General features: G+C 41.1%; 18 protein-coding genes. 15 read left to right on the top strand and 3 right to left on the bottom strand.

Annotated elements, in window-relative coordinates; all coding sequences use genetic code 11:
- Window positions 1-47: 47 nt before the first annotated feature.
- The 12 genes from ACHUFN_RS12865 (at window position 48) to ACHUFN_RS12810 (ending at window position 16,430) form a co-directional block, all read left to right on the top strand.
- The gene (locus tag ACHUFN_RS12865) at window positions 48-2,054 is read left to right on the top strand and encodes a glycosyltransferase family 2 protein (RefSeq protein ID WP_394222816.1); all 2,007 of its coding nucleotides are present in this window, start codon (window positions 48-50) and stop codon (window positions 2,052-2,054) included.
- A complete protein-coding gene (locus ACHUFN_RS12860; RefSeq protein WP_394222815.1) occupies window positions 2,038-5,076 on the top strand; it encodes a glycosyltransferase in 3,039 nt (1,012 codons plus the stop codon). The genes ACHUFN_RS12865 and ACHUFN_RS12860 overlap by 17 nt, the downstream gene beginning before the upstream one ends.
- A 183-nt stretch (window positions 5,077-5,259) precedes the next feature.
- The gene (locus ACHUFN_RS12855; RefSeq protein ID WP_394222814.1) at window positions 5,260-6,879 is read left to right on the top strand and encodes a hypothetical protein; all 1,620 of its coding nucleotides are present in this window, start codon (window positions 5,260-5,262) and stop codon (window positions 6,877-6,879) included.
- Window positions 6,876-7,964: an alanine racemase gene (gene alr / locus ACHUFN_RS12850; protein ID WP_394222813.1), complete on the top strand. Its 1,089-nt coding sequence runs from the start codon at window positions 6,876-6,878 to the stop codon at window positions 7,962-7,964. The genes ACHUFN_RS12855 and alr overlap by 4 nt, the downstream gene beginning before the upstream one ends.
- Before the next feature lie 131 nt (window positions 7,965-8,095).
- Entirely contained in the window at window positions 8,096-8,377 is a 282-nt protein-coding gene (locus ACHUFN_RS12845; protein WP_394222812.1) for a hypothetical protein, read from the top strand.
- A 66-nt stretch (window positions 8,378-8,443) separates the two neighbouring features.
- Window positions 8,444-9,784 (top strand): phosphoglucosamine mutase, encoded by a 1,341-nt coding sequence (gene glmM, locus ACHUFN_RS12840; RefSeq protein ID WP_394222811.1) that lies wholly within the window; start codon window positions 8,444-8,446, stop codon window positions 9,782-9,784.
- Between the two features lie 12 nt (window positions 9,785-9,796).
- On the top strand, window positions 9,797-10,681 hold the full coding sequence (gene rfbA, locus ACHUFN_RS12835) for a glucose-1-phosphate thymidylyltransferase RfbA (protein WP_394222810.1): 885 nt from the start codon (window positions 9,797-9,799) through the stop codon (window positions 10,679-10,681).
- A 75-nt stretch (window positions 10,682-10,756) separates the two neighbouring features.
- Complete coding sequence (gene rfbC / locus ACHUFN_RS12830) at window positions 10,757-11,302, top strand: dTDP-4-dehydrorhamnose 3,5-epimerase (RefSeq protein ID WP_394222809.1); 546 nt, start codon at window positions 10,757-10,759, stop codon at window positions 11,300-11,302.
- A 23-nt stretch (window positions 11,303-11,325) separates the two neighbouring features.
- On the top strand, window positions 11,326-12,195 hold the full coding sequence (rfbD, locus tag ACHUFN_RS12825) for a dTDP-4-dehydrorhamnose reductase (protein WP_394222808.1): 870 nt from the start codon (window positions 11,326-11,328) through the stop codon (window positions 12,193-12,195).
- A 37-nt stretch (window positions 12,196-12,232) separates the two neighbouring features.
- Window positions 12,233-13,315: a dTDP-glucose 4,6-dehydratase gene (gene rfbB, locus ACHUFN_RS12820; RefSeq protein ID WP_394222807.1), complete on the top strand. Its 1,083-nt coding sequence runs from the start codon at window positions 12,233-12,235 to the stop codon at window positions 13,313-13,315.
- 88 nt (window positions 13,316-13,403) lie between these two features.
- Complete coding sequence (locus ACHUFN_RS12815) at window positions 13,404-15,083, top strand: glycosyltransferase family 2 protein (protein ID WP_394222806.1); 1,680 nt, start codon at window positions 13,404-13,406, stop codon at window positions 15,081-15,083.
- 159 nt (window positions 15,084-15,242) lie between these two features.
- Window positions 15,243-16,430, top strand: a complete 1,188-nt coding sequence (locus tag ACHUFN_RS12810) for a nucleotide sugar dehydrogenase (RefSeq protein ID WP_394222805.1) — start codon at window positions 15,243-15,245, stop codon at window positions 16,428-16,430.
- A 102-nt stretch (window positions 16,431-16,532) separates the two neighbouring features.
- Here ACHUFN_RS12810 and ACHUFN_RS12805 read toward each other — a convergent pair whose 3' ends face one another.
- A complete protein-coding gene (locus ACHUFN_RS12805) occupies window positions 16,533-17,939 on the bottom strand; it encodes a mannose-1-phosphate guanylyltransferase/mannose-6-phosphate isomerase (RefSeq protein WP_394222804.1) in 1,407 nt (468 codons plus the stop codon).
- 542 nt (window positions 17,940-18,481) lie between these two features.
- Window positions 18,482-19,372, bottom strand: a complete 891-nt coding sequence (locus tag ACHUFN_RS12800; RefSeq protein WP_394222803.1) for a LysR family transcriptional regulator — start codon at window positions 19,370-19,372, stop codon at window positions 18,482-18,484.
- A 208-nt stretch (window positions 19,373-19,580) separates the two neighbouring features.
- Here ACHUFN_RS12800 and ACHUFN_RS12795 point away from each other — a divergent pair, with 208 nt between their 5' ends.
- Genes ACHUFN_RS12795 through ACHUFN_RS12785 form a run of 3 tightly spaced genes read left to right on the top strand, consistent with a single transcriptional unit; the run spans window position 19,581 to window position 23,779 of the window.
- Window positions 19,581-21,308, top strand: a complete 1,728-nt coding sequence (locus ACHUFN_RS12795) for an ABC transporter transmembrane domain-containing protein (protein ID WP_394222802.1) — start codon at window positions 19,581-19,583, stop codon at window positions 21,306-21,308.
- Window positions 21,309-22,361, top strand: coding sequence for an HlyD family secretion protein (locus ACHUFN_RS12790; protein ID WP_394222801.1), 1,053 nt, complete (start codon window positions 21,309-21,311; stop codon window positions 22,359-22,361).
- The gene (locus ACHUFN_RS12785; RefSeq protein WP_394222800.1) at window positions 22,355-23,779 is read left to right on the top strand and encodes a TolC family protein; all 1,425 of its coding nucleotides are present in this window, start codon (window positions 22,355-22,357) and stop codon (window positions 23,777-23,779) included. Before ACHUFN_RS12790 ends, ACHUFN_RS12785 begins: the two co-directional genes overlap by 7 nt.
- A 148-nt stretch (window positions 23,780-23,927) precedes the next feature.
- Here the strand turns inward: ACHUFN_RS12785 and ACHUFN_RS12780 are convergent, their stop codons facing one another.
- Window positions 23,928-24,737: a hypothetical protein gene (locus ACHUFN_RS12780; RefSeq protein WP_394222799.1), complete on the bottom strand. Its 810-nt coding sequence runs from the start codon at window positions 24,735-24,737 to the stop codon at window positions 23,928-23,930.
- Between the last annotated feature and the right edge of the window lie 352 nt (window positions 24,738-25,089).

Below are 25,089 nucleotides of genomic sequence, written 5' to 3'. Positions count from 1 at the left end.
ATGATATACTCCGGCTGTTTATAATTATTGCCCTCAATGGATGTTAAATGGGACTGAAAACTCTAAAAAGGGTGGTTGAGAACCATCCATACTTAATGAAGAGAAAGTATAAAGCTGACATAGCTTTATTGCAGAATTCAGATTTGTTCAGTAGCAAGTATTATTTGTGGAAACACAAAGATGTAGCGCGTGATAAATACTGGTCTAAAAATCCTATTCTTCATTTTCTTCTTATTGGTGGCGATGAGAGACGTAAGTGTTCTAAATGGTTCGACACGGAATGGTACGCTGAGCACTACGAAGATGTAGCGCAAGAAGGTATTAATCCACTAGTTCATTATCTAAAGTATGGTCAAAAAGAAGGGCGGCGTATTTCTGGAAGAAAATATACAGAAAGAACCAGAGATGAGCGTGAAAAGCTGAGAAACTCTACAATAAAACATCTGTGGGGGGGCTACTCAGAGATTGCTTTGCAAGAGCTGAAGGAAATCTACGCTTCTGAGTCTCAACACATTGAGTTACGTTTTTTTGCCGCTTGGCATGCTGCTCGATGGTATTTTTATATTCAAGCATATGACGTTCTTTTGGAACTAGCCGAGCTCGTTATCTCTCTTGACAAGAACTACATCAATGAAAAAAACACAGTAATGATGTTTACATCTGCATACCTTGCGATGGGAGAGCCTCTTAAGGCAAGAGAGCTGGCCGAGCAATATTTATTAGCTAACAAGAATGATACAGATATGTTGCTTGTTTTGGCCAATACCTATGAAAACGAAGAAGAAAAGTTAAAGGTTGTAAATACAATATTTGCTCAACGAGACTTGGCTCTGATTGAGAAGATTGATGCTGAGAAACCTTTAAGCTTAAGTAATATAGAAGCCACGAGTCAAAGTAGGCATCATTCGCAGAAGGTTAGCGTTATTATGCCAACCTTTAACGCAGAAGATAAAATTAGCGCAGCGCTTTTTAGTTTGCTAAATCAATCTTGGAGCAACCTCGAGATAATCGTGGTTGACGATTGTAGCACTGACAATACTGTCCAAGTAGCGTCAAACGTTGCGAAAATAGATTCTAGAGTAAAGGTTTTTAAGCAAGAAAAAAATGGTGGAGCCTACTTAGCGAGAAACCGAGGCCTCAAAGAAGCGGTTGGTGACTATATAACTACCCACGACTCGGATGATTGGTCGCACCCCCAAAAAATAGAAACTCAGATGGATTTATTGCTTAGAAAAGAATCTGTTATGGGAGTATGTACTTATTGGACTAGAGCACTAGATGACTTAACGTTTACGCACAACTGGAATTTGAATGAAAAGTTACTGCAGTGGAACCATTCATCCTTTCTGTTTCGAAAGGAAGTGCTGTCTGAGTTAGGGTCTTGGGACAGCGTAATTATTGGTGGTGACACAGAGTTCATTTGGCGAGTTCAAGCTCATTACGGCAAGGGAGCGGTAGTTAAATACAAGCCAAATATCCCTTTTTCATTCGCTTTAGATGACGATGCTTCACTAACAAGGGCTAAGGCTACTCACGTAAGCACTATTCATTTGGGGCTGAGAAATCTGTACCGCAATGCAGCGCAATGGTGGCATAAGACGTCAGATGAACTGTCGATAGTGAACAAAAAACGAGCCTTTCCAGTTCCAAATCCAATGTTGAAGCGTGGCGATAACCTCCTTTCGTGCGATGTGCTTTATCTCGCCGACTTTAGTCAGGAAGCCACATTTGATGCCCTAAAGAAAAATTTAGAGGCAGATACAAGGAAAGCCAATTTTAAAGTGGCGCTACTTCATTGGCCAGAATATGGTAAAGATAAAGAAGAGCCTCTTCCTATGTTTTTTGAGCTTCTTGATTTGGCAAATGTATACCCAGTAGTTTATGGCATGGAAGTGACTTGTTCGTTAGTAGTCACGCCTTCAACAGAGCTTTTTAAACAAAAACTTGAAAAAGCTCCTTTGATTACTGCAAATCGCATAATGTACACCAACAAAGGTGTCGAGGATGGAGAGTTAGACCCTTTAGGGAATTATGTGAGTGTTGTTGCAGAGTAATAGCGGAATGATTTTCAAGGGCAAAATTTTGCTTTTTTTAACGTTTGCTCGAGAGTTGCTACGTGGCATAGTTCCATTTGTTGCTTCGAAAACTAATCGAATAGTGAATGATCCTCTGTTTGAGTGTCCTCGGGGAACGAAAGCTCGTTTATTGGCTAAATACAAAGTAGCTTACTCACTTACTTATGGGAGTCCTCTGGATCCCCAGTACATTCCAAATTTCGATTCACAATGGTATGTAGAACAGTACAAGGACGTTGCTGGCAACCAATTATTACCATTCTTCCACTTTGTGTTTTTTGGAAGAAGCGAAGGAAGACTTGCAAACGACAGTCGTCTAGATAAATACGATGCCCTGCTTTGGCTTGGTAGGCCAGAGCTCATGCTAACAAAGTTAAAGCGTTTATTGGTTTCTTCCAATAATGAGGAAGATAAAGCTAGGGCGTTATGGTACTTATCAAGATGGTACGCTTATAACGGGTATGTTGCGGAAGCACTCCATTATGTTGAAGAATTATTCTTTGTTATAAGCACCTTTAAGGTTAAGCCGAATAAATCATATATTACACTGGTAATTGATGTAGCCACCAATGCTAAACAGTTTTCCTTTACAGAAAAAAGCTTAAAGGTACTTGAAGAGAATTACCCGAACTGTAACGAATATCATTTATTAAAATCAAACCTGTTACAAAAGATGTGTAGCCCGAATGCTCAATGGGTAAATTATCTCAATAAAATTCTTTTAGCTAACAATTGTTTTCCCGTCGTATTAGTCGAAAAAAATAGACTGGAAGCTTGTAAAAAAAATTTCTCACTATTAGTTGAAGATTCGAAGAAGCCACTGTCTCCTCTGATTTCAGTGATTGTTCCCGCTTACAACGCGGCTGAGCATTTGACTTCGACGCTGGATTCTTTGCGACACCAAACCTATCGCAATATTGAAGTGATAGTTGTAAACGACGCAAGTACTGACGATACCTATTCTGTTTACAAACAGTGGTTGTTAACCAACCCTGATAATGAAACCTTCAAACTAAAATATGTAGAAAATAAGCAGAACAAAGGTGCTTACCATAGCCGGAATGTAGGAATGCAATTGGCTAAAGGAGACTTTTTAACGGTAAATGATGCTGATGACTGGGCACATTGCCAAAAGCTGGAGTTTCAGTATTCTGCTTTTATTGACGAATCTATTCAAGCAACTGTCAGCTCTTGTGTCAGAGTCACTTCTGAATTTCAATTTAAATGTGTGAACATTGAGCAAGTTTGGATACAAAGAAATGTTAGCTCATTAATGATCCGCAAAAGCGTTTTATCCAGTTTGGGCTATTGGGATGAAGTTAAAGCAAATGCTGATACAGAGTATTACTATCGGCTTGAGACGGCTTTTGGGCGACATTCAATAAAACATGTTTTACCTGATGCCCCTTTATCAATGCAACTTGTAAGAGATGAGTCTTTAACTAACTCTAAAACCATAGGGTTAACTACCCAATTTGAAGGCCCTAGAAAATGGTATATGGACGCCGCCTTAAAATGGCACAACCAGAGTAAAGATAGCCTTTACTTAAGTACTAATTTGGCTATTCGCCCTTTCAGAGCACCGAATGCACTACTGCAAGAGGGGCAAATTAATCCAGAGGATTGGGCTGAGCAGGTAAAGCAATCAGGCTTGTGGGACGCAGCGTGGTATGTTCAACGTTACCAAGATATTCAAGAAGGGGGAGTACACCCTTTCGAACACTTTCAATCACGTGGTATTTTAGAACTAAGAGATCCTGGGCCTCGTTTTTCGCTCTCTTCTTATGTTCAGAAAGAACAATGTGAAGCTCAAGAAGCAGTAATTAGATACTCTAGATTTCACGACGCCAACTCTTATTATTTAGGCAAATTTGAAAGTAAGAGAGCGCAAAGTGAAAATTTGAATGTTTTGCTAGTTGGACACCAAGCGAAGCAGGTGCTTTTTGGAGCTGAACGTAGCCTCTTGGATTTAGCTAAATTACTGTGTAATTCGAATTTCAATGTGTTTGTTTTGCTGCCAGAGGCGTTAAATAGTGATTATATTGAGCAACTTTTGCAGTACTCTTTGAAGGTGATAGTTGCGCCCTACACATGGTGGTTTAACGGCAAACAACCTAATTTAGAAACTGTTGATATAATCAAGGGCGTTTTAACCGAGAACAGTATCGATATACTTCACACCAACACATTGGTTCTAGACGAGCCTCTAGTAGCGGCCAAAGCGCTTAATATTAAGGCTGTAGTTCACATTAGAGAAGATTTACCAACAGATAGAGCTCTCTGTGAGACTATGCTTTGTTCGCCCGATCAAGCTATCAGTAGACTAGTAGAATATGGTTGTAACATTCTCTGTAATTCGACCTATTGCCTTCAACAGACTAAGAATTTATTGCCTAAGTCTTTTAATAAGCATATTTCAGCAATCTACAACTTAATTGAGTGTGAAAATACCGACGTTATGATTTCTCAAGAAACTGATAATGTTTCCGTCGGACTGATCAGCAGCAATATCGAGAAAAAAGGAGTTGGCGATTTTATAAAAGTTGCTAAAATTTGTTCTGGGGTTCAGGGCCTATCTTTTAAGATTTATGGGCCTAAGACAGCGTACCTAGAAAATGCAATGGCTCAGGCAACTGGTAATGTAGAATTTTGTGGATACGTAGATACTCCCAGTGATGCAATTTCAACTCTCAATGTTGTTTTAAGTCTTTCGTCCTTTTCTGAAACATTTGGTCGGTCAGTGGCTGAAGCGCAATTACTCGGAAAAGTTGCTATTGCCTATGACAAGGGCGCAGTATCTGAGCTTATTCAAAATGGCGAAACGGGTTTCTTAGTGCCATGTGGAAATGTACAGGGAGTTGTTGATGTATTGATGGCACTCAAGGATGATTCCTCTCTCAGGAATTCAATAGGCTACAAGGCAAAGAGGTTTGCAACCGACTCCTTTAGTGAACAAGCGCTTTTAACGAAGTTTTCTTCTTTTTTTAAGAAATTAAAGTAAGGGTAGTAGAATTACTCTAAAATTTTTATGCAAATTTACATTCATATAGGTCCTCCCAAGAGTGGTACTTCCGCTATTCAGAACTGGTGCGCGCGTCATCAACAAACGTTGCTAGAAAACTCTGTTTATTACCCATCTCATACTGTCGATGAGAACGGTATAAGCTCAGGGAATTTGAGGTCATTGTTCTCTAAAGACTCTAGTGGGAATTTAGAGTTTAAACAAACCAAACTATTAAAAGAAATAAAGCATGCAAAAGGAATTGGCGCAAAAATAATAGTTTTTTCCTCAGAGTTTTTTTTCAAACAAGCTGAACTCCTCATAGATGCTATCCCTGATGCGAAGTTTATTGCTTACATTCGTTTTGGTTTAGAGCAATTCGAGTCATCTTATAATCAGGGTGTGAAGCGACACGGCAGAACTGCTGAACTATCAATTCCAGATCATCCTAGATCACAGACTCTGGTTAAATTGCAAAAAATATCTGAACGTTGTGGAAACAATTCTAGGATGATTCTTCGAGGTTATGGCGATCCCGTATTCTCTGGCGGAAACATCATTACCGATTTTTTATCTTCTTTTGAAGAGGTTGATCTACGGCATATTGAAATTAAAAAAGAGAAGCGTATTAACAGCAGCTATTCGCATGAGGGGCTGCAGCTTAAGCGTTGGTTTAATCAATTCGACTTAGGCAGCCTTCAAAGAAGCCTAGATACATTTTTGCAAATGCAAGGACAGGGCGCAGAAAGCTACAGTTTAATGGATGCTGAAAAGTTTGATAGTGCAAAAGCGAGTTATCTAAGCCAGCTAAGCGCATTTTGTAAAAATTATTCGGTGAACAATGCAGAAAAGCTTTTAAATCAATGTGCATTAAAAAAAATAGGTAAAGTTAGGCTTCAGCATATTTCTTTAGAAGTTTTTTCTCGCTTAATTTCATCATTCATTAAGAAAGATAAAAGAAACCTAAGTTACCTTAATGAATTCCTATCACAGAACACGCCTAATACTAGGAGCGATTATTTAAGGTTTAAAGCAATTGAAGCCGAGGTTTCCCGAAATACGTCTATTAGTGACTTGGCATTTTTAAAAAGCTTCAAAGCTCATGCTGTAAAGAGATTTAAGGGCAGTTTTAAAGAAATGGCCCTTGGAAAGAGTAGTAGCTTTTCTGAGATAGTACCTAAGAACACCGAAGTTAAACTCTTCGATATACCTTTCTCTTCTGACTTTTTTTGGTTAAAAGCCGCTCAAGAAAGCAAGCGAGGGTTTTGGCAGTTATACTACAACCAATTGAACGGGCGCGAATTAACTGAAGCTGAAAGAGCTCAGAATTACGGCTTTTCTGGTAATCAAATAGGGCACTTTAGCCCGAATGCATTCGAAGATGACTCTAAAGATAGTTGTGAGCGCATATTGTTTTTACAGCGCCCGATAGAAAGGTTCTGGTCACATTTAAATTATGTTTTAGATACTGAGTCTCCGAAACCAATATTTAATGATTTAATAGCTATATGTGAACGACACAAAGTGGCTTCTTTGCTATCGCTGGCAAAAACTATTTTAACCAAATACGAACACCATTATTTGTGTACTGTCTATTCTAAGTTTTTAAAGGACGCCAATACGTCTTCAATAACTACTCTAATAGTAAAAAACGGAAGTGAAATTAACGTTAAAAAGGGAATTGAAAATATTATTGATATCAGTAATGGAAAGTTTGAGAAGTTAGATATTCCTCATGCCCTCTACGAATTGGAAAATTTGTTAGAAGAGGAAAATGAAATATTTGGAAAGTTCACCAAATGACATCGCTCAACGCTCAGCGCCGAACTTGGGCAGAGGTAGATTTAACGAGGATCGAAAATAACATTTCAGCGGTCCTTAGTGCTATTAAGGGCGTTTACTCTATTGCTGTAGTAAAGGCTAATGCTTATGGCCATGGTGCTATAGAAATCTCAAAAATAGCAATAAAGTGTGGTGTGAACGTGCTTGCTGTCGCTACATTAGAAGAAGCGCTGGTACTAAGAAAAAATTTTCCCGAGCATCCTATTCTCATTTTAGGGGTTGTTGACGTTGATGAGCTACCCATTGTATCTGAAAACAAATTAAGCATAACCGTACATGATTTACGATGGCTAAAAATGGCCAATAACGCCATAAGACTTCCCATCAATATACACCTTAAAGTCGATACTGGGATGAGCAGATTAGGCCTTCACACAGCTGAACAAGTTAATGAAGCTGATTTCATTTTGTCTAGTAACAATCTATTCAAAAAAGAAGGCCTTTACACTCATTATGCTTTTGGGGAAAACCCAGACAGCATGAAAAAACAGCAGTTACTCTTTAATGAACTTACTAAAGGTATCAACAAATCTGATTATTACTATTTGCACTTAAGCAATAGTGCGTCACTAGAAGACAGCTTGAGTTTAGGTAATACGATAAGGCTGGGAATATCTATGTATGGCCTACTTGAGCCCAAACGACTAAGTATCGCCGGAGAAATTAAACAAGCAATCAAGCTGTTTGCACGAGTTACCCAAGTAAAACATGTATCTGCCGGTACTAGCGTTGGCTATGACCACACGTTTACGATGGAGAAAGCAGGGTACATTGCAACACTTCCTATTGGTTATGCAGATGGTTTTATTCGGCGAAATCAGGGCCGTTCCGTAATGATAGATGGAACTAAATACCCTGTAATAGGCAGAATATGTATGGATCAATGTATGGTTTTGGTAGATGCAAATGTGCAATCAGGAGACATTGCCGAGATTATCAATGACGAGTTGTCTGTTCTCCAAATGTCTGAAGAGATTGGAACAATTCCTTACGAAGTCGTTTGTTTGATTTCAAATAGAGTTCCAAGAGTTTATAGCAGAAAGTAATACATGTGTTAAAAGCTTCAATATATGTGTGGATTAGTGAACCCAGTAGCTTAAAGTAATGTTTTTAAAACCCCTGTAGAAGGTTCGGGTCGAAAAGAAGATAGAGGGTATAATGTTCTTGTGGTGTTGCGATGATTGATAAGAATGGCAAATTTAAACGCAGGTGCAAAATAAATAAGGTTAATAATTCAGCTGGAGTTTTTGATAATGAAACGGCTTCGGACCAGACAGGTATTGCTCATGATCAATGGGCTGCATGTCGCGGCACGAACGAAACTAGCACGTTTCCTTACTATTCATCTAACCATGTAGCTGCGGTACACAATAATATAATCGAGAATAACATGACATTGATAAGAGGTATCGACGTGGTTCAGCCTCTCATTCATGAAAAGTCAGTTACAGTAGAATAAAACTAACGCATTGATATCGGGCCATAACTCGTTGGGTTGTGGCCTTTCGTTTTTTAGGAAGTAAAAATGTCTCAAAAGTATTTTGGAACAGATGGAATTCGCGGGAAAGTGGGCGAATTTCCTATGACCCCCGATTTTGTGATGAAGCTAGGCTGGGCCGCTGGTGTAGTTTTGGCTGCAGACGGTACAAAAGAAGTACTAGTTGGTAAGGATACACGAGCTAGTGGGTATATGTTGGAGTCTGCATTAGAAGCAGGTTTGTCTGCGGCAGGAGTTAATATTGCATTGGCAGGGCCTATTCCCACACCAGCGGTAGCTTATTTAGCCTCTACTTTTCGGGCTGACGCTGGCGTCGTTATCAGCGCATCACACAACCCCTATTACGATAACGGTATTAAATTTTTTGGTCGAAGCGGAGTAAAGTTAGGTACTGAGCAACAGAAAGCTATTGAAGAAAAGCTTCAGTATGCCTTAGAAAATGGCATTGATTGCGTTAGTTCTGAACGTCTAGGCAAAGCAAGAAGAGTTGAAGACGCAGCTGGTCGTTACATTGAATTCTGCAAAGGTACTTTTTCAAGTGAACTCAGTTTAGATGGTCTCACTATTGTTGTTGATAGTGCTAATGGTGCTGCATATAAAGTCGCTCCAAGTGTTTTTGAAGAGCTGGGCGCGAAAGTAATTAGTATCGCCAATACGCCAAATGGCATAAACATTAACAAGGACTGCGGTGCAACTTCTCTAGACTCTTTAAGTAAAGCTGTAACAACAAATAAGGCTGATTTAGGGATTGCTGTCGATGGTGATGCAGACAGAATAATGTTTGTTGACTCGAAAGGTGAAGTAGTTGATGGCGACGAAATTCTTTTTTTAATGGCCCGTGAAGCCAAGCAGGCGGGTTATAAAGGTGGCGTTGTTGGCACATTGATGAGCAATTTAGGCTTAGAAATAGCGCTAAAAGAGCTAGATATTCCATTTGTAAGAACGAAAGTGGGTGACAGGTATGTCGTTGAAAAACTCAAGGAGACGGGCTGGCGAATTGGCGGGGAAACATCAGGACATATTCTCAATTTAGATTACGCCCCCACAGGAGATGCCATAATTGCAGCACTGCAAATTCTAACAGTTGTGGTGAAAAGCGAATACTCGTTAAATGAGTTAAAAGCAGGAATGACAAAACTTCCCCAGTGTATGGTGAACGTCCGACACAGCGAACTTGATTCAGTGCTTAATTTGGATGTTGTAAAAGAAGAGGTAAACCGCGTTGAGAAAGTGCTAGGCTCAAATGGGCGTCTGGTACTTAGAAAATCTGGAACAGAGCCATTAATCCGTGTGATGATAGAGGCCGTCGATGAACATCTTGCCATTGACCTGGCAAATAGTTTGTCGGGCGTTATCAAAAAGAATTAGCAAGGAAAAACTATGAAACGGAAGGGAATAATATTAGCTGGCGGCTCCGGCACCCGTTTACACCCATTAACCAAGGTGGTGAGTAAGCAACTCATGCCGGTGTACGATAAACCGATGATATTTTATCCCTTGGCAACGCTTATGATGTCGGGAATCAGAGATATTTTGATTATCACAACACCTGATGAACAGCGTCGTTTCATTGAGCTTATAGGCGATGGTAGTGAATTGGGAATTAGCGTTCAATATGCAGTGCAGCCTACACCTGATGGTTTAGCACAGGCGTTCCTTATTGGTGAGAGCTTTATTGGTAACGATTGCTGCACACTTATTCTTGGCGACAATATTTATTATGGACATGATCTAAAGCGGTCTCTTCAAAGTGCGTATAGCCAAGAGCATGGAGCAACCGTATTCGGTTACCATGTTAACGACCCCGAACGGTATGGCGTTGTTGATTTTGATAATGATTGGAACGCACTTTCAATTGAAGAAAAGCCCTCGGTGCCCCAGTCCAATTATGCTGTCACAGGACTTTACTACTACGACAGCCGCGTAGTAGATTTCGCCAAAGAAGTTAAGCCATCACCACGTGGTGAGCTTGAGATCACTGACCTTAACAACCTATATCTTAAAGATGGTTCGCTTAAAGTTGAGTTAATGGGGCGCGGTTCGGCTTGGCTTGATACCGGCACTTTAGATTCACTCCTTGATGCGGCAAATTTCGTTGCGGCTATCGAAAAACGCCAAGGCTTAAAAGTATGCTGCCCAGAAGAGGTCGCTTACAGAATGGGTTATATCGACGCTGAACAGCTAGAAAGGCTTGCTGCACCACTTAAGAAAAGTGGCTATGGTGACTATCTGCTTAAAGTGCTCAAAGACCGAGTAAAAGTTTAACCTATATTCGCATTTTATAAGGTGGCATTGCCACCTTTCTCATAATATTCGTGTGCCAAGTTTTACGGAAAGTAAATGCAAGTAATTAAAACAGAAATCCCAGACGTTAAAATCATTGAACCTAAAGTATTTGGCGATGAGCGCGGCTTCTTTCTAGAAACCTTTCGTACCGATTGGTTTAAGAAAGAATGTGCAGATGTTGATTTCGTTCAGGATAACCATTCTAAGTCTAGCCAAGGTATTCTTCGCGGCCTTCATTACCAGATGGAGCAAACTCAAGGTAAGTTGGTACGAGTAGTTAGCGGCGAAGTGTACGATGTAGCCGTAGATATGCGTAAAGACTCACCAACTTATGGTAAATGGGTTGGGGTGACTTTATCTGCCGAGAACAAGCGCCAGTTATGGGTACCTACGGGCTTTGCTCACGGTTTCTACGTAACCAGCGAATCTGCTGAGTTCGTGTATAAATGCACAGACTATTATCACCCAGAGTCTGAAGTGTCGGTTAAGTATGATGACCCTACAATAAATATTGCTTGGCCGTTAGTAAATGGTGCGAAGCCTTCGCTGTCTGGTAAAGACGAGGCGGGTTTAATGTTTGTAGATGCACCTACATTCTAATTTTTACCAAGAAGAAGCGATTAATGAATATTGTAATTATAGGCAAGTCTGGTCAGCTAGCGTTTGAGCTTTCTCGTGAGCTAAAAAATAGTGAGCACCAAGTTACGTTTTTGGGGCGCGATGATATTGATATTACTAGTAGCGATAACATTAATGAAACGCTAGTGCCTTTATCACCCGATGTTTTGATTAACGCTTCCGCGTATACCGCCGTTGATAAAGCTGAAGAAGATACCAATGCATGCAATGCAATCAATGCTCTCGCAGTTAAGAACTTAGCAAAGTTCTGTAAGGCTCGTGGCGCTTTCATGGTACATGTGTCTACCGACTATGTGTTTAACGGGCATAAAGGTTCGCCTTACTTAACAGACGATCCAATCGAGCCACAAGGTGCCTATGGCAAGTCAAAAGCAGAAGGCGAAAAAGCCCTACTCGAGATACTGCCTGAGGCCAGCTGCCTAATTCGAACTGCTTGGGTATATTCGTCTCACGGTAATAACTTTGTGAAAACCATGCTTCGCTTGATGGCGGAAAAGCCCCAGTTAGCTGTAATAGACGACCAAATTGGCACACCAACGTGGGCGAAAGGATTAGCAGAAGCCTGTGTGTCAGCTGCAGAAAATAAAACGGTGGGCATTTATCACTGGACTGATGAAGGTGTTGCAAGCTGGTACGATTTTGCCTTAGCTATTCAAGAGCTGGGTATTGAAAAAGGCTTATCAAGTAAGGCAATCCCTGTTCTTCCAATTCCTTCTAGTCAATACCCCACACCCGCAAAGCGCCCTCACTATAGTGTGTTAGACAAGCAATCTGCACGCGAAGTGTTTGCGGCGTGTAAGCCCACGCACTGGCGTAAGCAATTAGCCAGCATGTTAGATGAATTGAAAGCGTAAGCGACAAGAACAAGATTATACTTTTGGTAAAAAGAAAATGAGTAAAACGATTTTAGTAACAGGTGGCGCGGGCTTTATTGGCTCAGCAGTAGTTCGCCATCTTATAAACGACACTGACCACACTGTGGTTAATTTAGATAAGCTAACTTACGCGGGTAATTTAGAATCATTAACACCTGTTTCAAGCTGCGACCGCTACAGCTTTGAACAAGTTGATATCTGTGATGCTGAAGAAGTAAAGCGTGTTTTCAACACGCACCAGCCAGATATCATTATGCACTTGGCAGCAGAGTCACATGTAGACCGCTCTATTGATGGCCCTGGTGAGTTTATTCAAACTAACGTCGTTGGCACGTACACCTTGCTTGAACAAGCAAGAGCGTATTGGTCAGCGCTTGAAGGAGAGAAGAAATCTAACTTCAAGTTTCATCATATCTCAACGGATGAAGTGTATGGTGATTTGCCTCATCCAGATGAAGTAGAGCCAAATACTAAACTTCCGCTCTTTACTGAAACAACACCATACGCACCAAGCTCACCCTATTCAGCAAGTAAAGCAAGTTCAGATCAGCTGGTACGCTCATGGCTTCGTACTTATAAGTTACCTACACTGGTAACTAACTGTTCGAATAACTATGGGCCTTACCACTTTCCGGAAAAGCTTATTCCATTGGTTATTTTAAATGCATTAGCTGGAAAGCCATTACCAGTATACGGAAAAGGGAACCAAATTCGTGATTGGCTATATGTTGAAGACCATGCTCGCGCATTGGTCGTGGTTGCGTTAAATGGTGAAATTGGCGAAACCTATAACATTGGTGGTCACAACGAAAAGCAGAATATTGAAGTGGTGCAAACCATTTGTTCGATCTTAGATGAGGTTAAGCCAAAAGAGAGCAAGTACGCTGAACAGATCACATATGTTCAAGACCGCCCTGGACATGATATGCGTTATGCGATTGATGCTAGCAAAATAGAACGTGAGCTAGGTTGGAAGCCAGAGGAAACTTTCGAAAGTGGAATTCGCAAAACGGTAGAATGGTACTTGAATAATGAAAGCTGGTGGAAAGCGGTATTAGATGGAAGCTATCAAGGCGAGCGCTTGGGCACAGGTAGTTAATACACTTACGCGCTTACAAATGATAAGCTATAAGGCCGCTCTGCTATTCAGAGCGGCCTTTTTATATTTACGGCGTTGAATTGTCTTCATGAAAAAAATAGCTATGCGGTCAGTAAGAGCCGCTCTTCAACTTATCCCCAAAAACTTAAAAGATAAGCTTAAGCAAAATGAGCGTTTAACTAATTTATATATTAAATCAGTCCGCCGCTCAGGTCTGTTTTTTGACGCGCCCACGCCCAAACAAACTCAACAGTTATATGCGCAATGGTTAGAAATGGAAAAGGGCTCTGAGGGCTTTGCCTCTTCGCATCAGGTTGGATGGCAAGCAGTTGTGTTCGGAGAAAACGGCAGCTGTGAAACCGAAAAATGCTTAAATGAGTTGGGGGCGCATAAAATAGTAAATGTTAAGCACGGTGCAGATGAAAACTATGCTCAACATATGATGGAACTTGACGATAACTTACCTACGTTATTGTTAAACAGTGGTGATACGCTTAACGCTAGCGCAATTTCAACGCTGGTCAGTGCATTGACACATAGCGATATTGTTTATTGTGATACAGACCAATTTAGTGAAGATGGCACGAGAACTAATCCTAGGTTTTTACCTGATTGGAGCCCTGAATTGCAATTCTCGACTGCATACGTCAACACTGGTGTTTTCATTGAAACTTCGCTACTTAAACTATTAAATGCTACTGAATTTAACCGAGTGGCGGGTGTTCTTACTGAATTAGCGTTGTCAAAAAAAGAGCTAAAAGTAGCCCACGTGCCTAAAACGCTAGTGCACACGACGCGCAATAATTCTGCCGATGTAGCGACGTTAAACGCTGTAAAAAGAGTATTAGAAAAACATACCGCTGTTGCCGTTTCGCTTGATGAGCAGTTTATGGTAAACAGACTTTGTTGGAGTAACACTAACCCTCTAGTTAGCTTAATTATTCCAACCAAAAATGGTAAAGCACTTGTTCAGGCATGCATTGAATCTATTCTAAAAAAGACTACCTATCAAAATTTTGAAATTTTGCTCATTGATAATGGTTCCGATGAGAAAGAGAGTATTGAATATTTCGACTACTTGAACACGCTCGAAAAAGTTTCTGTTCTAAAATACCCAGCCCCTTTCAATTACTCAGCCATCAACAATTTTGGGGTCGAGCACGCGAAAGGTAATATTATTGGTCTTATCAACAATGATATAGAGGTAATAACTCCTGAGTGGTTAACGTATTTGGTGGGGCATGCACAACGAGCAGAGGTTGGCTGTGTTGGTGCAAAATTGCTTTATTCCGATACACGTATCCAGCACGCTGGCGTCGTTTTGGGGTACGGAGGTGGTGCCGGACACGCTCATAAGAACTTCCCTCGCTATCACACTGGCTATTTAAAAAGAATTATTGCAACAAATAATTATAGTGCTGTTACCGCAGCCTGTTTGTTAGTGAAACGCGCTCACTTTGATGCAGTTGCGGGTCTAAACGAAAAGGACTTATCGGTGGCCTTTAACGACGTTGATTTTTGTTTGAGGGTAAAAGCGTTAGGTGTTAACAATGTTTATTGCGCTGAAGCCGAGCTTTTCCATCATGAATCTGTGAGTAGGGGGCTAGATATATCACCCGAGAAAGCGGCGCGATTTAATAAAGAGCTCTCGTATTTACAAACACAATGGGCCGATGTTATCGAGAATGATCCCGCGTATAGCCCGAATTTAACGTTAAAGCGCGAAAATTTTTCAATAAAGAGTAGAGAAGAGTTTAACGGGGTTTAAAAGGCGCATAATATGCATAACAAGTTTAGGGTTAAAGCAAAAGGCCGAATGCGTACTGTGAACTTGTTATCTAGTGCGTTCATGATTGTTTAAAACTATTTTGTAATATTAGCAATATCATTTGCAGAATTTAAATTGTATAAACTGGAGAGAAATTAGATGGATAGTACTATGCAGAAGCTTAAAATAGCAGTGGCGGGTACCGGCTATGTGGGGCTTTCTAATGCAGTGCTACTAGCACAACACAATGAAGTGAAAGCAGTCGACTTAGTCCCAGAAAAAGTCGAGATGCTGAACAACAAAAAGTCTCCAATTGAAGACAAAGAGATTTCAGACTATCTTTCAACAAAAAATCTAAACTTAGAGGCAACGCTAGATGCTCAGGTGGCATATAAAGATGCCGACTACGTCGTAATTGCGACTCCAACTGATTATGACCCGCAAACCAACTATTTTAATACTGGTAGTGTAGAAGCAGTGATTAAGACCGTAATGGAAATAAATCCTGATGCAGTCATGGTCGTAAAATCTACAGTACCAGTAGGGTTCACAAAAGATGCTAAAGAGCGCTTTGGCTCAAACAACATCATCTTTTCTCCTGAGTTTTTACGCGAAGGAAAAGCGCTATACGATAACCTTCACCCAAGCCGCATAATTGTTGGCGAACGTAGTGAGCGCGCCGAAGTATTTGCTAAGCTTCTTCAGCAAGGCGCCATTAAAGAAAATATCGACGTACTATTTACTGATAGTACAGAAGCCGAAGCAATAAAGCTTTTTGCGAATACCTACTTAGCAATGCGTGTTGCTTACTTCAACGAACTAGACAGCTACGCAGAACGTCATGGATTGGATACTAAGCAGATTATAGAAGGTGTGGGCTTAGACCCTCGCATCGGAAACCACTACAACAACCCAAGTTTTGGCTACGGTGGTTACTGCTTACCAAAAGACACCAAGCAGCTGTTAGCTAACTATAGTGAAGTGCCTAATAATATGATTCAGGCCATTGTAGATGCTAACCGTACGAGAAAAGATTTCATTGCTGATTCAATTGTTAGCCGAAAGCCAAAAATTGTCGGTATCTACCGCCTTATCATGAAATCGGGCTCGGACAACTTCCGCGCAAGTGCTATTCAAGGCATCATGAAACGTATTAAGGCTAAAGGTATTGAAGTTGTAGTTTATGAACCTGTGCTTAAAGAGGAAGACTTCTTCAATTCTCGAGTGGTAAACGACCTAGAAGAGTTTAAGAAGATTTCTGATGTTATTGTAGCTAACCGCGTAACTGGCGATATCGAAGATGTACTAGATAAAGTATATAGCCGCGATTTGTTCAACGCAGACTAAGCAAAATTATGGGGTCAGAGTACATTTTCTAACTCCACAATTGAAAAGGGCCAGTTTTTTAACCTGGCCCTTTTGGTTTTGACAAGGGAAACTAAAAAGCGGTTATTTGTCAGACCGCCCATATCTATCAGAGAAACGAACAATGTCGTCTTCACCAAGATAGGCACCTGATTGCACTTCAATTAATTCTAGTGGAATCTTACCTGGATTCTCTAAAGCATGAACAGCACCAATTGGAATATAAACCGATTCGTTCTCTGTTAGCATTTGCGTTTCTTCACCGATAGTCACGTTAGCCGTACCAGATACTACCACCCAATGCTCGGCTCTATGATGGTGCATTTGAACAGATAATTTCTCACCTGGCTTAACTGTAATGCGTTTGACTTTAAAGCGTCCGCCGTTATCAATTGAATCATAACTTCCCCAAGGTCTGAATACTTCACGGTGAAATTCAAACTCAGGGCGTTTCTCAGCTTTCAGGTGGTTCACGACGGTTTTTATATGCTCGGCATTCTTCTTATTAGCTACCATCACAGCATCTTTTGTTTCGACAACGACCACATCATCTAGTCCAATAACCGCCACAAGACTATGTTCTGCGTTTACATAACTATTGTTGGTGCCTTCAAGTAGCGTATCACCAAATGTCACGTTTCCATTCGTGTCTTTGTCTCCGGTCTCCCATAGAGATGACCAGCTGCCTACATCTGACCAGCCAGCGTCTAATGTGACCATAGCGGCTTCGGAAGTCTTTTCCATTACAGCGTAGTCGACAGAGTCACTAGGGCAGGAAGCAAATACCTCTTGGTCAACTCGGACAAAGTCGAGGTCTTTCTCAGTCTTTTCAATGGCTTTTTTACAAGTTGAATGTATCTCTGGAGCATGAGTTTCAAGTGCTTTTAAAAATGCACTTGCTTTGAACATGAACATACCGCTATTCCAGAAGTATTCTCCTGAATCTACATACTTTGTTGCGGTAGGCATATCTGGCTTTTCAACAAACTCGCTGACATCGAACCCTACATTTAACTTACTTCCTGCCTTAATATATCCATAGCCAGTATGAGGTTGCGTTGGAACAATGCCAAATGTAACGAGTTTATCTTGCTCAGCCAAAGCCTGTGCTTCTTTAATCTTAACGCGAAAGGCTTCGCTGTCCTGAATTAGGTGATCTGCGGCCAAAACTAAAAGAATAGGATCGCTTCCGTCTTCTATTGCTTGAAAAGCTGCAAGTGCTATTGCTGGGGCAGTATTACGGCCTACTGGCTCTAAAAGTATATCGCTGTTATCGACGTCAATTTGTCGCATTTGCTCTGCAACCAAAAAGCGATGCTCTTCATTGCAAATTATAGATGGAGGAAGAGACTCTATCCCATCCAGCCTTAGCACAGTCTCTTGAATCATAGTTTTGTCAGAAGTAAGAGACAAAAATTGTTTTGGTAAAGCGGCGCGAGACTTTGGCCATAAACGGCTTCCAGTACCGCCTGCAAGAATAACTGGCTTCATTAGCGTTCCTTGATTTTAAAATTACTTATTATCCACTTAGTATACTGAGTTATAGTGAGATTGAAATCAGCAAAAGCTACTTATATTAGGGTACGATTTATTGGTTTAGTGTTCCAAAAAGCACTTCCCAAACCCCAAAAATCAAAATGAAATCCGCACCAATTCAACCCCAGCCGCAAGCCTCAAGCTTTCTCATATCAAAGACAGTGAAGAAGCATGCTTCAAAATATTGGGGTCAGAGTACATTTTCCGCCTCCACTGCAGTCTGTCCAATTGGTAACTTTAGCTAGTCAACAGAGTGTTGAGCTCATGCAACCTTTTAAATTCAAAAAGCATGAGCATTTGTATTAGTTTGCTTTTATTAGCGGAGTCGTTATGAATAGGCAGCGTGAGCTGTCCAGCCAGATATTGAAGTGCCTCCCTTAGAAATGCTGCGTTTCGCGCCAGCAAAAATATTAATACTTAGCTATTACACGCAAGACATCGATGGTGGCGTTGCAGCATAAAAAAATTGGGGCAGAAAAATACTCTGACCCCAATTTTTAGCCCAAGATCATTCTAGCTTCTTGAACAATGGCTTCACTGATTGTGTAGTCAGCGCGGCTTTTGCCTGTTATGGCGTAGTATCTCTCGTTTAACGTATTCGCGTTTCCAATACAGTGCACGCCATATTGTTCTTCTACGTGCTTGGATATAGCTGAAGGGGCACAAAAAACGCCGAAACTTTCACTGCCAAACAATTTAAGCAGTGCAGTATCATCAAATTCAGCGACAATCCTAGGGTACAGTTGTTCGTTTTCCAGCCAGCTTGCAAGTGCATGGCGAATTCCAGATGTATTACCTTGAATGAGTAAGGGCATTTGGTTTAAACAGTCGGGAAACTTTTGGTTCTCACCTAGTGGTGACTTTGCAAAAAAACTTAACGAGCTTTCTCCTAAAAAGAAGCTATTGGCGTTTATTTGTGTGCCGGGGGCAATTCCTCTATCCGCCACAATGAAATCAATGGCATTTATCGCAAGTTCCTTTAACAAACCATCGAAGCTATCTTCCTTTATCACATACTTCACATGAGAAAACTGGCGCATAGTATTATGAACAAAATCGTAAAAAAGTACTTTTGGAATACCATTTGTAATACCTATCACGAATTCTTTCGTATTTACTTCATCGCTATTATTAAGAATTTCAGCTAGTTGATTACCTTTATGAAATATTTCACTGGCATACTGATAACTTACCTTTCCTTTTGCGTTAAGGTATAACCTTTTGTTTATTCTATCGAAGAGTGTATAGCCAAGTTGATTTTCAAATGTGCTTAATTGTCCGCTCACAGTTTGAGGGGTAACGTGAAGAAGTTTGGCTGCTTTTGCGATACTGCCTTCGCGCGCAACTAAGTAAAAATAGTACAAGTGATGATAGTTTAAGTGATGCATTAATCTCTCGGCTGTTACCGATTATCTGAAAAATAACCGCTGCAATTTGAATTGCTAAAAGGCAGAAATTATCGATGAAGTATTAAGAATATAACAGATTTAACCTAACTAAATAATGAAATACACTATATCCCGTCCCTTTCTATATAATTGAAGAAGTACAAGTTACTGATTTCTTTAAGCTAGCGGTTTTGACGAAGACATATTTATGGCTAAAAAAATTGATTTACGTAAAACGCGAAAGACCCTATTTTCGCTATTAAGACCAGAAGCTGGCTTTTTTTGGGTTGCTATCGCATATGGCGTAGCAATTAGTTTAATGACACTCGCGGTGCCTATAGCCGTACAAACGCTCATCAATAGTATTGCCAACATTGGTTCTACTCGCGCTGTTGTCATATTGGCAGTTATATTGTTTCTCACGTTATTCGTATCAGGGGTGTTCAGTGCACTCCGTATGCGAGTTATGGAGTTTTACGAGCGCAAGGTGTACGCGCGGTTAACAGCTGACTTAGGCCTCAAGACCATCCTTGCGCCTCATAGCTTTTTTGAAGGCCATCAAAACGTAAGTATTACACAGCGTTATTTCGACATAATGACGTTTCAAAAAAATATGCCGTCTTTAATGATCGACGGCTTTGCGTTAGTACTGCAAATGCTAGTGGGCTTTACGCTTGTGTCTTTTTATCACCCAGCCTTATTTGTATTTAACGTTGTGCTTTTGCTTACCATGTACGCAGTGTGGAAAATTTGGGGGCGAGGGGCTAAACGCACAGCCATCGAACTGTCTCACGCAAAATATGGCACTGCTAAGTGGTTATATGATATCGCAAGTGCACATGAGTTTTTCAAATCAGCAGACCACGTAGATTATGCTGGTCGCAATACAGAAAGCTTTATCAAAGACTATGTGAAAAAACACAAAAATCATTTTTACTATACCTTCTCTCAGGTGGTGATGTTCTTATTGCTTTATGCGGTAGCGAGTGCATCTTTATTGGGCATCGGCGGTGTGTTAGTGGTGCAAGGAGAGTTATCAATAGGACAGCTGGTGGCAGCAGAGCTAGTAATGTCAGCGGTGTTCTTTGGTCTATCTCGATTTACTCAGTATCTAAAACTTTACTACGAGCTGTATGGTGCCGCTGAAAAGCTTGGTGGGGCACTTTCCATACCACAAGAACAGTTAAATTCGTCAGAACATTTACCGGCTTCTTCTAAGCTTGTTTTCCACGATGTCGAGCTTCGACATGGAAACGATGAATGTTTGCTTAACGTTATTTTTGAACCTGGAGTAAAGTATTTTGTTACCACCGATAAAAGTTGGATACAAAAGCAGCTTTTAGGCTTATTGAAACAGTACGATAAAGTTAAATCAGGCGACATCATGTTGGGCGATTTAAGTTTGAACGACTATGATACGCACGAACTAAGACAAGCTGTGACAATTCTTGATCGCTCTTTAATCATCGAAGTAGAGATAGAACGCTATCTGAAGCTTGCTCAACCCCAGGCGACGATTTCAGATATTCGTACCGCGCTTGAAGTTGTTGAAATGGCCAAGGTCATTGAAGCCTTACCAGAGGGTCTTCAAACCAAAGTGTCGGTACTGGGAGCGCCGCTCCTGCCCTTAGAGTTTTTGCTACTTAAACTTGCTGCCGCGATAATCAGCAAACCAAAATTACTAATTCTTAATCAGCACTTTGATGCGATCCCGTTGGATTTGAGAGAGCGTTTGCTGAGACGTTTGAGCAAATATGACTTTACAGTAATTTATTTTACGAACATGCCATTGACTGGGTGCCTAGACGGAGTACTTCATTTGCAGGACCATGCAACAGCTATAATAGAGGATAGCGCAAATGGTAACGCGTCAGCAGATTCGGAAACTAATCAAATCGATAACCACAATGCGCAAGTTGATAAGAAGGGTGAGTAAATGAATAATGCAGAACGTCGCTTTTTAGGCAACATTACCTCACTGCCTTCTTTGAAAGTTCCCAAATTGCACAGGGTTATAACAGGCGTCATCATCTTTTTGGTTATTGCTTCTGGGTTCATCCTGTATTTCACGCCTTGGATTCAAACGGCTTACGGCACTGGTATGGTCGATTCACTTGATCCAAAAGATAGAACTCAGCCCATTAATGCCTTAGTTGATGGACAGGTTAAGCAATGGCATGTGCGTGAAGGGCAGCAAGTGAAAGCTGGCGAGCCAATCGTCACACTCATCGACATTGATGCCCAACGTCTTGAAAAGCTGCAATCACAGCTGTCAGCGGCTAATCTAAAGAATCAAGCCAACGAAACTGCCGTTAGAAATGCAGGAAATAATCTCGCGCGTCAAAAGGCACTTGAGGCACAAGGATTAGTGTCTCGTAAAGAAGTTGAGCAAGCTGAGATTAAAGTTCAAGAATTGAAGGCGAAGGCGGCAGCATCAGTGTCCGAAATTAACGAGGTGAGTATGACCCTTTCTCGCCAATCAACACAAACTAAGTTTGCGCCGGTGGACGGAACCGTGGTGCGCTTACTGTCAGGTGGTGTATCTACATTTGTTAAGGCGGGAGACATTCTAGGTCAGTTTATTCCAGCAGATGCTAAGCGAAGCGTCCGGGTTACGGTGCGAGGCTTAGACGCGCCGCTAGTTAAGCCTGGTGCCAAAGCGCGAATTCAATTTGAAGGCTGGCCTGTTTTTCAGTTTAGTGGCTGGCCTGGCAGTGCAATTGGTACCTTTGGTGGAGAAGTTGTGTATGTTGAACCCGTAGCAACATCAGTAGGAGACTTCAATGTTTGGATCAGACCAGATGACTCTGATATCCCTTGGCCGGCCGAAAGTTCAGCTCGTCTTGGCAGTCGGGTAAAAGCGTGGATTCTACTTCAAGAAGTTCGTTTAGGTTATGAGATGTGGCGACAACTAAATAATTTCCCACCATTGCCTACCCAAACACCAACTACAACTAGTCCTGATCCTTCAGGAGCTTCAATATGGTAGTGCGAAGGTTTGCATGGTTATCGTTGGTAATCGGGTTTTTTGGGGGAGTGAATGTTCCCCATGTTTTGGCCCAAAGTGAAGAAGCTAAGCAGGCGCCGTCTATAGAAGCATTTATTGAAAGTATGGTGAGCTATCACCCTTATGTCCTTGCTATAAATGAAGGTAACTACCAAGCAGCAGCTGAACTTGAAATTGCGAGAAGCAGTTTCGACCCTTTCATTGAACAAAAAACTAAAAGCCGTGTTTCTGGATATTATGATGGCACGAACCTAACACAACGATTTACCAATCCTATAGAAGACTTTAATGCTTCTTTGTTTGGAGAATATCGTATCTCAGATGGCGACTTTCCGAGTTACGAAGGAGATTACGAAACGTTGTCTGGCGGTGAGGCAAGCGTTGGTTTGGCGATGTCATTGTTACAAAATCGCGAAATTGATAAGCGTAGAACAGAGTTACGAAATGCTGGCCTCGCCACATCTCAATGGCAAGCTTTGGCGACTAGCCTGATAAATGAGTTCGTTTACAAGGGAGTAAGCGAATATATTGCTTGGTATGAAAGTGCATTACAGATACAAGCTGTCACTGATCTTCTTAATACCGCTTCTGAACGAGAGAAGGCATTAGTTACACGAGTGAGGAAAGGGGATTTAGCGAACATTGTGCTTACCGAGTTTAAAGCGAATTTACTTCAGCAACGAATTACGTTGGCTGAACTAAAACAAAAACGGGATATGCACGCACAAATGTTGGCGTTTTACTGGCGCTCTCCTAATGGAGAAATGTTACCCGTTAAAAGTGATGTCTTACCCCAAGATATCAGCTGGCCATATTGGGTGGGTAACGGCCAACTAGTCACGCTACGCAAAGCATTGCGAAGTCATCCAGAGCTAGATGTTATGAAACTAGAGCAACAGGTTGTGCAGAATAAAGTTGAACTTGCGAACAATGCACTGTTACCTAAATTAGATCTCACTGCGTCTATTGCCAGAGATGTAGGCGCGGGATCTGAAACGCTTGAAGGAACAGAAACGAAAGTCGGGTTATCATTTTCATATCCTTTAGGAAACCGAAAGGCTAAAGCTGAGCGCGCTCAACTCCAATCAAAACAAAGAGAGCTCAAACACAAACTTACTTCCACACAGCAAGCAATTGTTCAACGATTTGAACAAGCACTTATTTATTGGGGACAGGCTAAGGATATCGTAGAACTTCAAAGTGAAAATGCGGAATTGGCGAAGACGCTGTCTCAGGTAGAGAAGACGCGTTTTGATGCGGGAGACAGTGATATGTTTGTGTTGAATGCACGTGCGCAAAATGAAATAAGGGCGCAAATAAGAGAAATAAAGGCAAAAGTCGACTTGTTAAAAGCTGAGCTAGCACTCTATAAAGAAGCGGCTTTGCTATATACGCTATAAAAGGTTCTTGTCTATTTTAAGCTACAAGCATTCTGGGTTATTCAAGTTTATGACGCTATCTATATAAACAGTCAAACCCTAAAACGCAAAACGGCGTTTCGATTTCTCGAAACGCCGTTTTTAATAAGGCTAACCAAGCGTAGTCGCGCTAATTACTTACAGCGCTATTAAAGTCATCTTCACTTAAGCCTGCTGACATCGCGTACCCTTTTAATTTATCGTGAGCAACACCTGCATGCTGTGCTGTGCTAAGTATACGCATTACTTGCTCGCGTTGTTGTGCTGACTCCCTTACTGCTGTTTCAACAACGGTCTCTGCTTCATTAGGGAATACCGCTAAAAGAGCATCGACGACATACTCGCCAACAAACGGTACGGCATTTAAAGCACTGGTCATAATGTCAACAATCTTGTTAGGGTGCTCTTTCGAAAGTGTCTGTACAATACTATCCGCTGCATCAGGTTGCGTTAACACGGCAACGCGCACTATCTCGTCAAGTTCCTCTGGCGTAGACATGGCTGCGGCATGAACTACAAAGTCTACATAAGTCGGTTCTGCTTTAATTGCCAGTTGAACAATGTTAGGGCAGCTACTTACCTCTTTTTCAATGGCAAGCTGAACAATTTCTTCTGTAGAAGATGGATGAGCAGAAATTGCTGCGAAAATAATTTCACGATACTTGTCTGGATAAGTATCTAAAGCAATATCAACGATAGAAACTATTTCTTTCGGATAATGTCCTGCAATTGAACTAATTGCTCTCCCCACTGACATGGTTTGATCAACTTGACGTCGCAAAAAAGCTGTTTGGAAGTGATTTGATTCTTCTACGGGCTCAACGTTTGCTGAGGCGGTTGGCTGAATAATTTCGTCTGAAGAGATTTCTTTCGCTATCGCCACATTACTAACATGAATTGTTAATGTAGCTGCACAAAGTGATGAAAGAATTCGTAACATAAACCCACCTTTATAATTATTGCGTAGTCAATTACTGACACTACCAGTATTGTTGCTTTTATTAAGAACGCAAAGCTTTGCTTATTTACGATGATATACGTTCTTATACGTAATCCTTTACGCAACCTTCCTTATAACAACGGCAGGATCAGATACTACTTTAAGAACTACTGCTTTATAGGATCTGAAGCTCCATCCTATTAGCAACTAGCCCTTTTTGTCTACTATTTATCACATTTGAATGAAAATTAGTCGTTTAGTTCAGTTTTTTCAACTTTTTTAAAATAAGTGTTGACGTGAGCGCTCATTTCCCTAAAATGCGCATCCGCTTCGGGGGAAAAGCAAAACAGCA

Origin of the sequence: Alteromonas gracilis (assembly GCF_043642145.1) — a bacterium.
GTDB classification, from domain to species: Bacteria; Pseudomonadota; Gammaproteobacteria; order Enterobacterales; family Alteromonadaceae; genus Alteromonas; species Alteromonas gracilis_B.
Note: the sequence above shows the minus strand (reverse complement) of the source record. Positions and strands in the feature narration are given on the sequence as shown.

Excerpts from the sequence above, each read along its gene's own strand:
- ACHUFN_RS12865 (WP_394222816.1), top strand. The coding sequence starts at position 48 with ATGGGACTGAAAACTCTAAAAAGGGTGGTTGAGAACCATCCATACTTA.
- alr (WP_394222813.1), top strand. The coding sequence starts at position 6,876 with ATGACATCGCTCAACGCTCAGCGCCGAACTTGGGCAGAGGTAGATTTA.
- ACHUFN_RS12845 (WP_394222812.1), top strand. The coding sequence starts at position 8,096 with ATGATTGATAAGAATGGCAAATTTAAACGCAGGTGCAAAATAAATAAG.
- glmM (WP_394222811.1), top strand. The coding sequence starts at position 8,444 with ATGTCTCAAAAGTATTTTGGAACAGATGGAATTCGCGGGAAAGTGGGC.
- rfbA (WP_394222810.1), top strand. The coding sequence starts at position 9,797 with ATGAAACGGAAGGGAATAATATTAGCTGGCGGCTCCGGCACCCGTTTA.
- rfbC (WP_394222809.1), top strand. The coding sequence starts at position 10,757 with ATGCAAGTAATTAAAACAGAAATCCCAGACGTTAAAATCATTGAACCT.
- rfbD (WP_394222808.1), top strand. The coding sequence starts at position 11,326 with ATGAATATTGTAATTATAGGCAAGTCTGGTCAGCTAGCGTTTGAGCTT.
- rfbB (WP_394222807.1), top strand. The coding sequence starts at position 12,233 with ATGAGTAAAACGATTTTAGTAACAGGTGGCGCGGGCTTTATTGGCTCA.
- ACHUFN_RS12815 (WP_394222806.1), top strand. The coding sequence starts at position 13,404 with ATGAAAAAAATAGCTATGCGGTCAGTAAGAGCCGCTCTTCAACTTATC.
- ACHUFN_RS12810 (WP_394222805.1), top strand. The coding sequence starts at position 15,243 with ATGGATAGTACTATGCAGAAGCTTAAAATAGCAGTGGCGGGTACCGGC.
- ACHUFN_RS12805 (WP_394222804.1), bottom strand. The coding sequence starts at position 17,939 with ATGAAGCCAGTTATTCTTGCAGGCGGTACTGGAAGCCGTTTATGGCCA.
- ACHUFN_RS12800 (WP_394222803.1), bottom strand. The coding sequence starts at position 19,372 with ATGCATCACTTAAACTATCATCACTTGTACTATTTTTACTTAGTTGCG.
- ACHUFN_RS12795 (WP_394222802.1), top strand. The coding sequence starts at position 19,581 with ATGGCTAAAAAAATTGATTTACGTAAAACGCGAAAGACCCTATTTTCG.
- ACHUFN_RS12790 (WP_394222801.1), top strand. The coding sequence starts at position 21,309 with ATGAATAATGCAGAACGTCGCTTTTTAGGCAACATTACCTCACTGCCT.
- ACHUFN_RS12785 (WP_394222800.1), top strand. The coding sequence starts at position 22,355 with ATGGTAGTGCGAAGGTTTGCATGGTTATCGTTGGTAATCGGGTTTTTT.
- ACHUFN_RS12780 (WP_394222799.1), bottom strand. The coding sequence starts at position 24,737 with ATGTTACGAATTCTTTCATCACTTTGTGCAGCTACATTAACAATTCAT.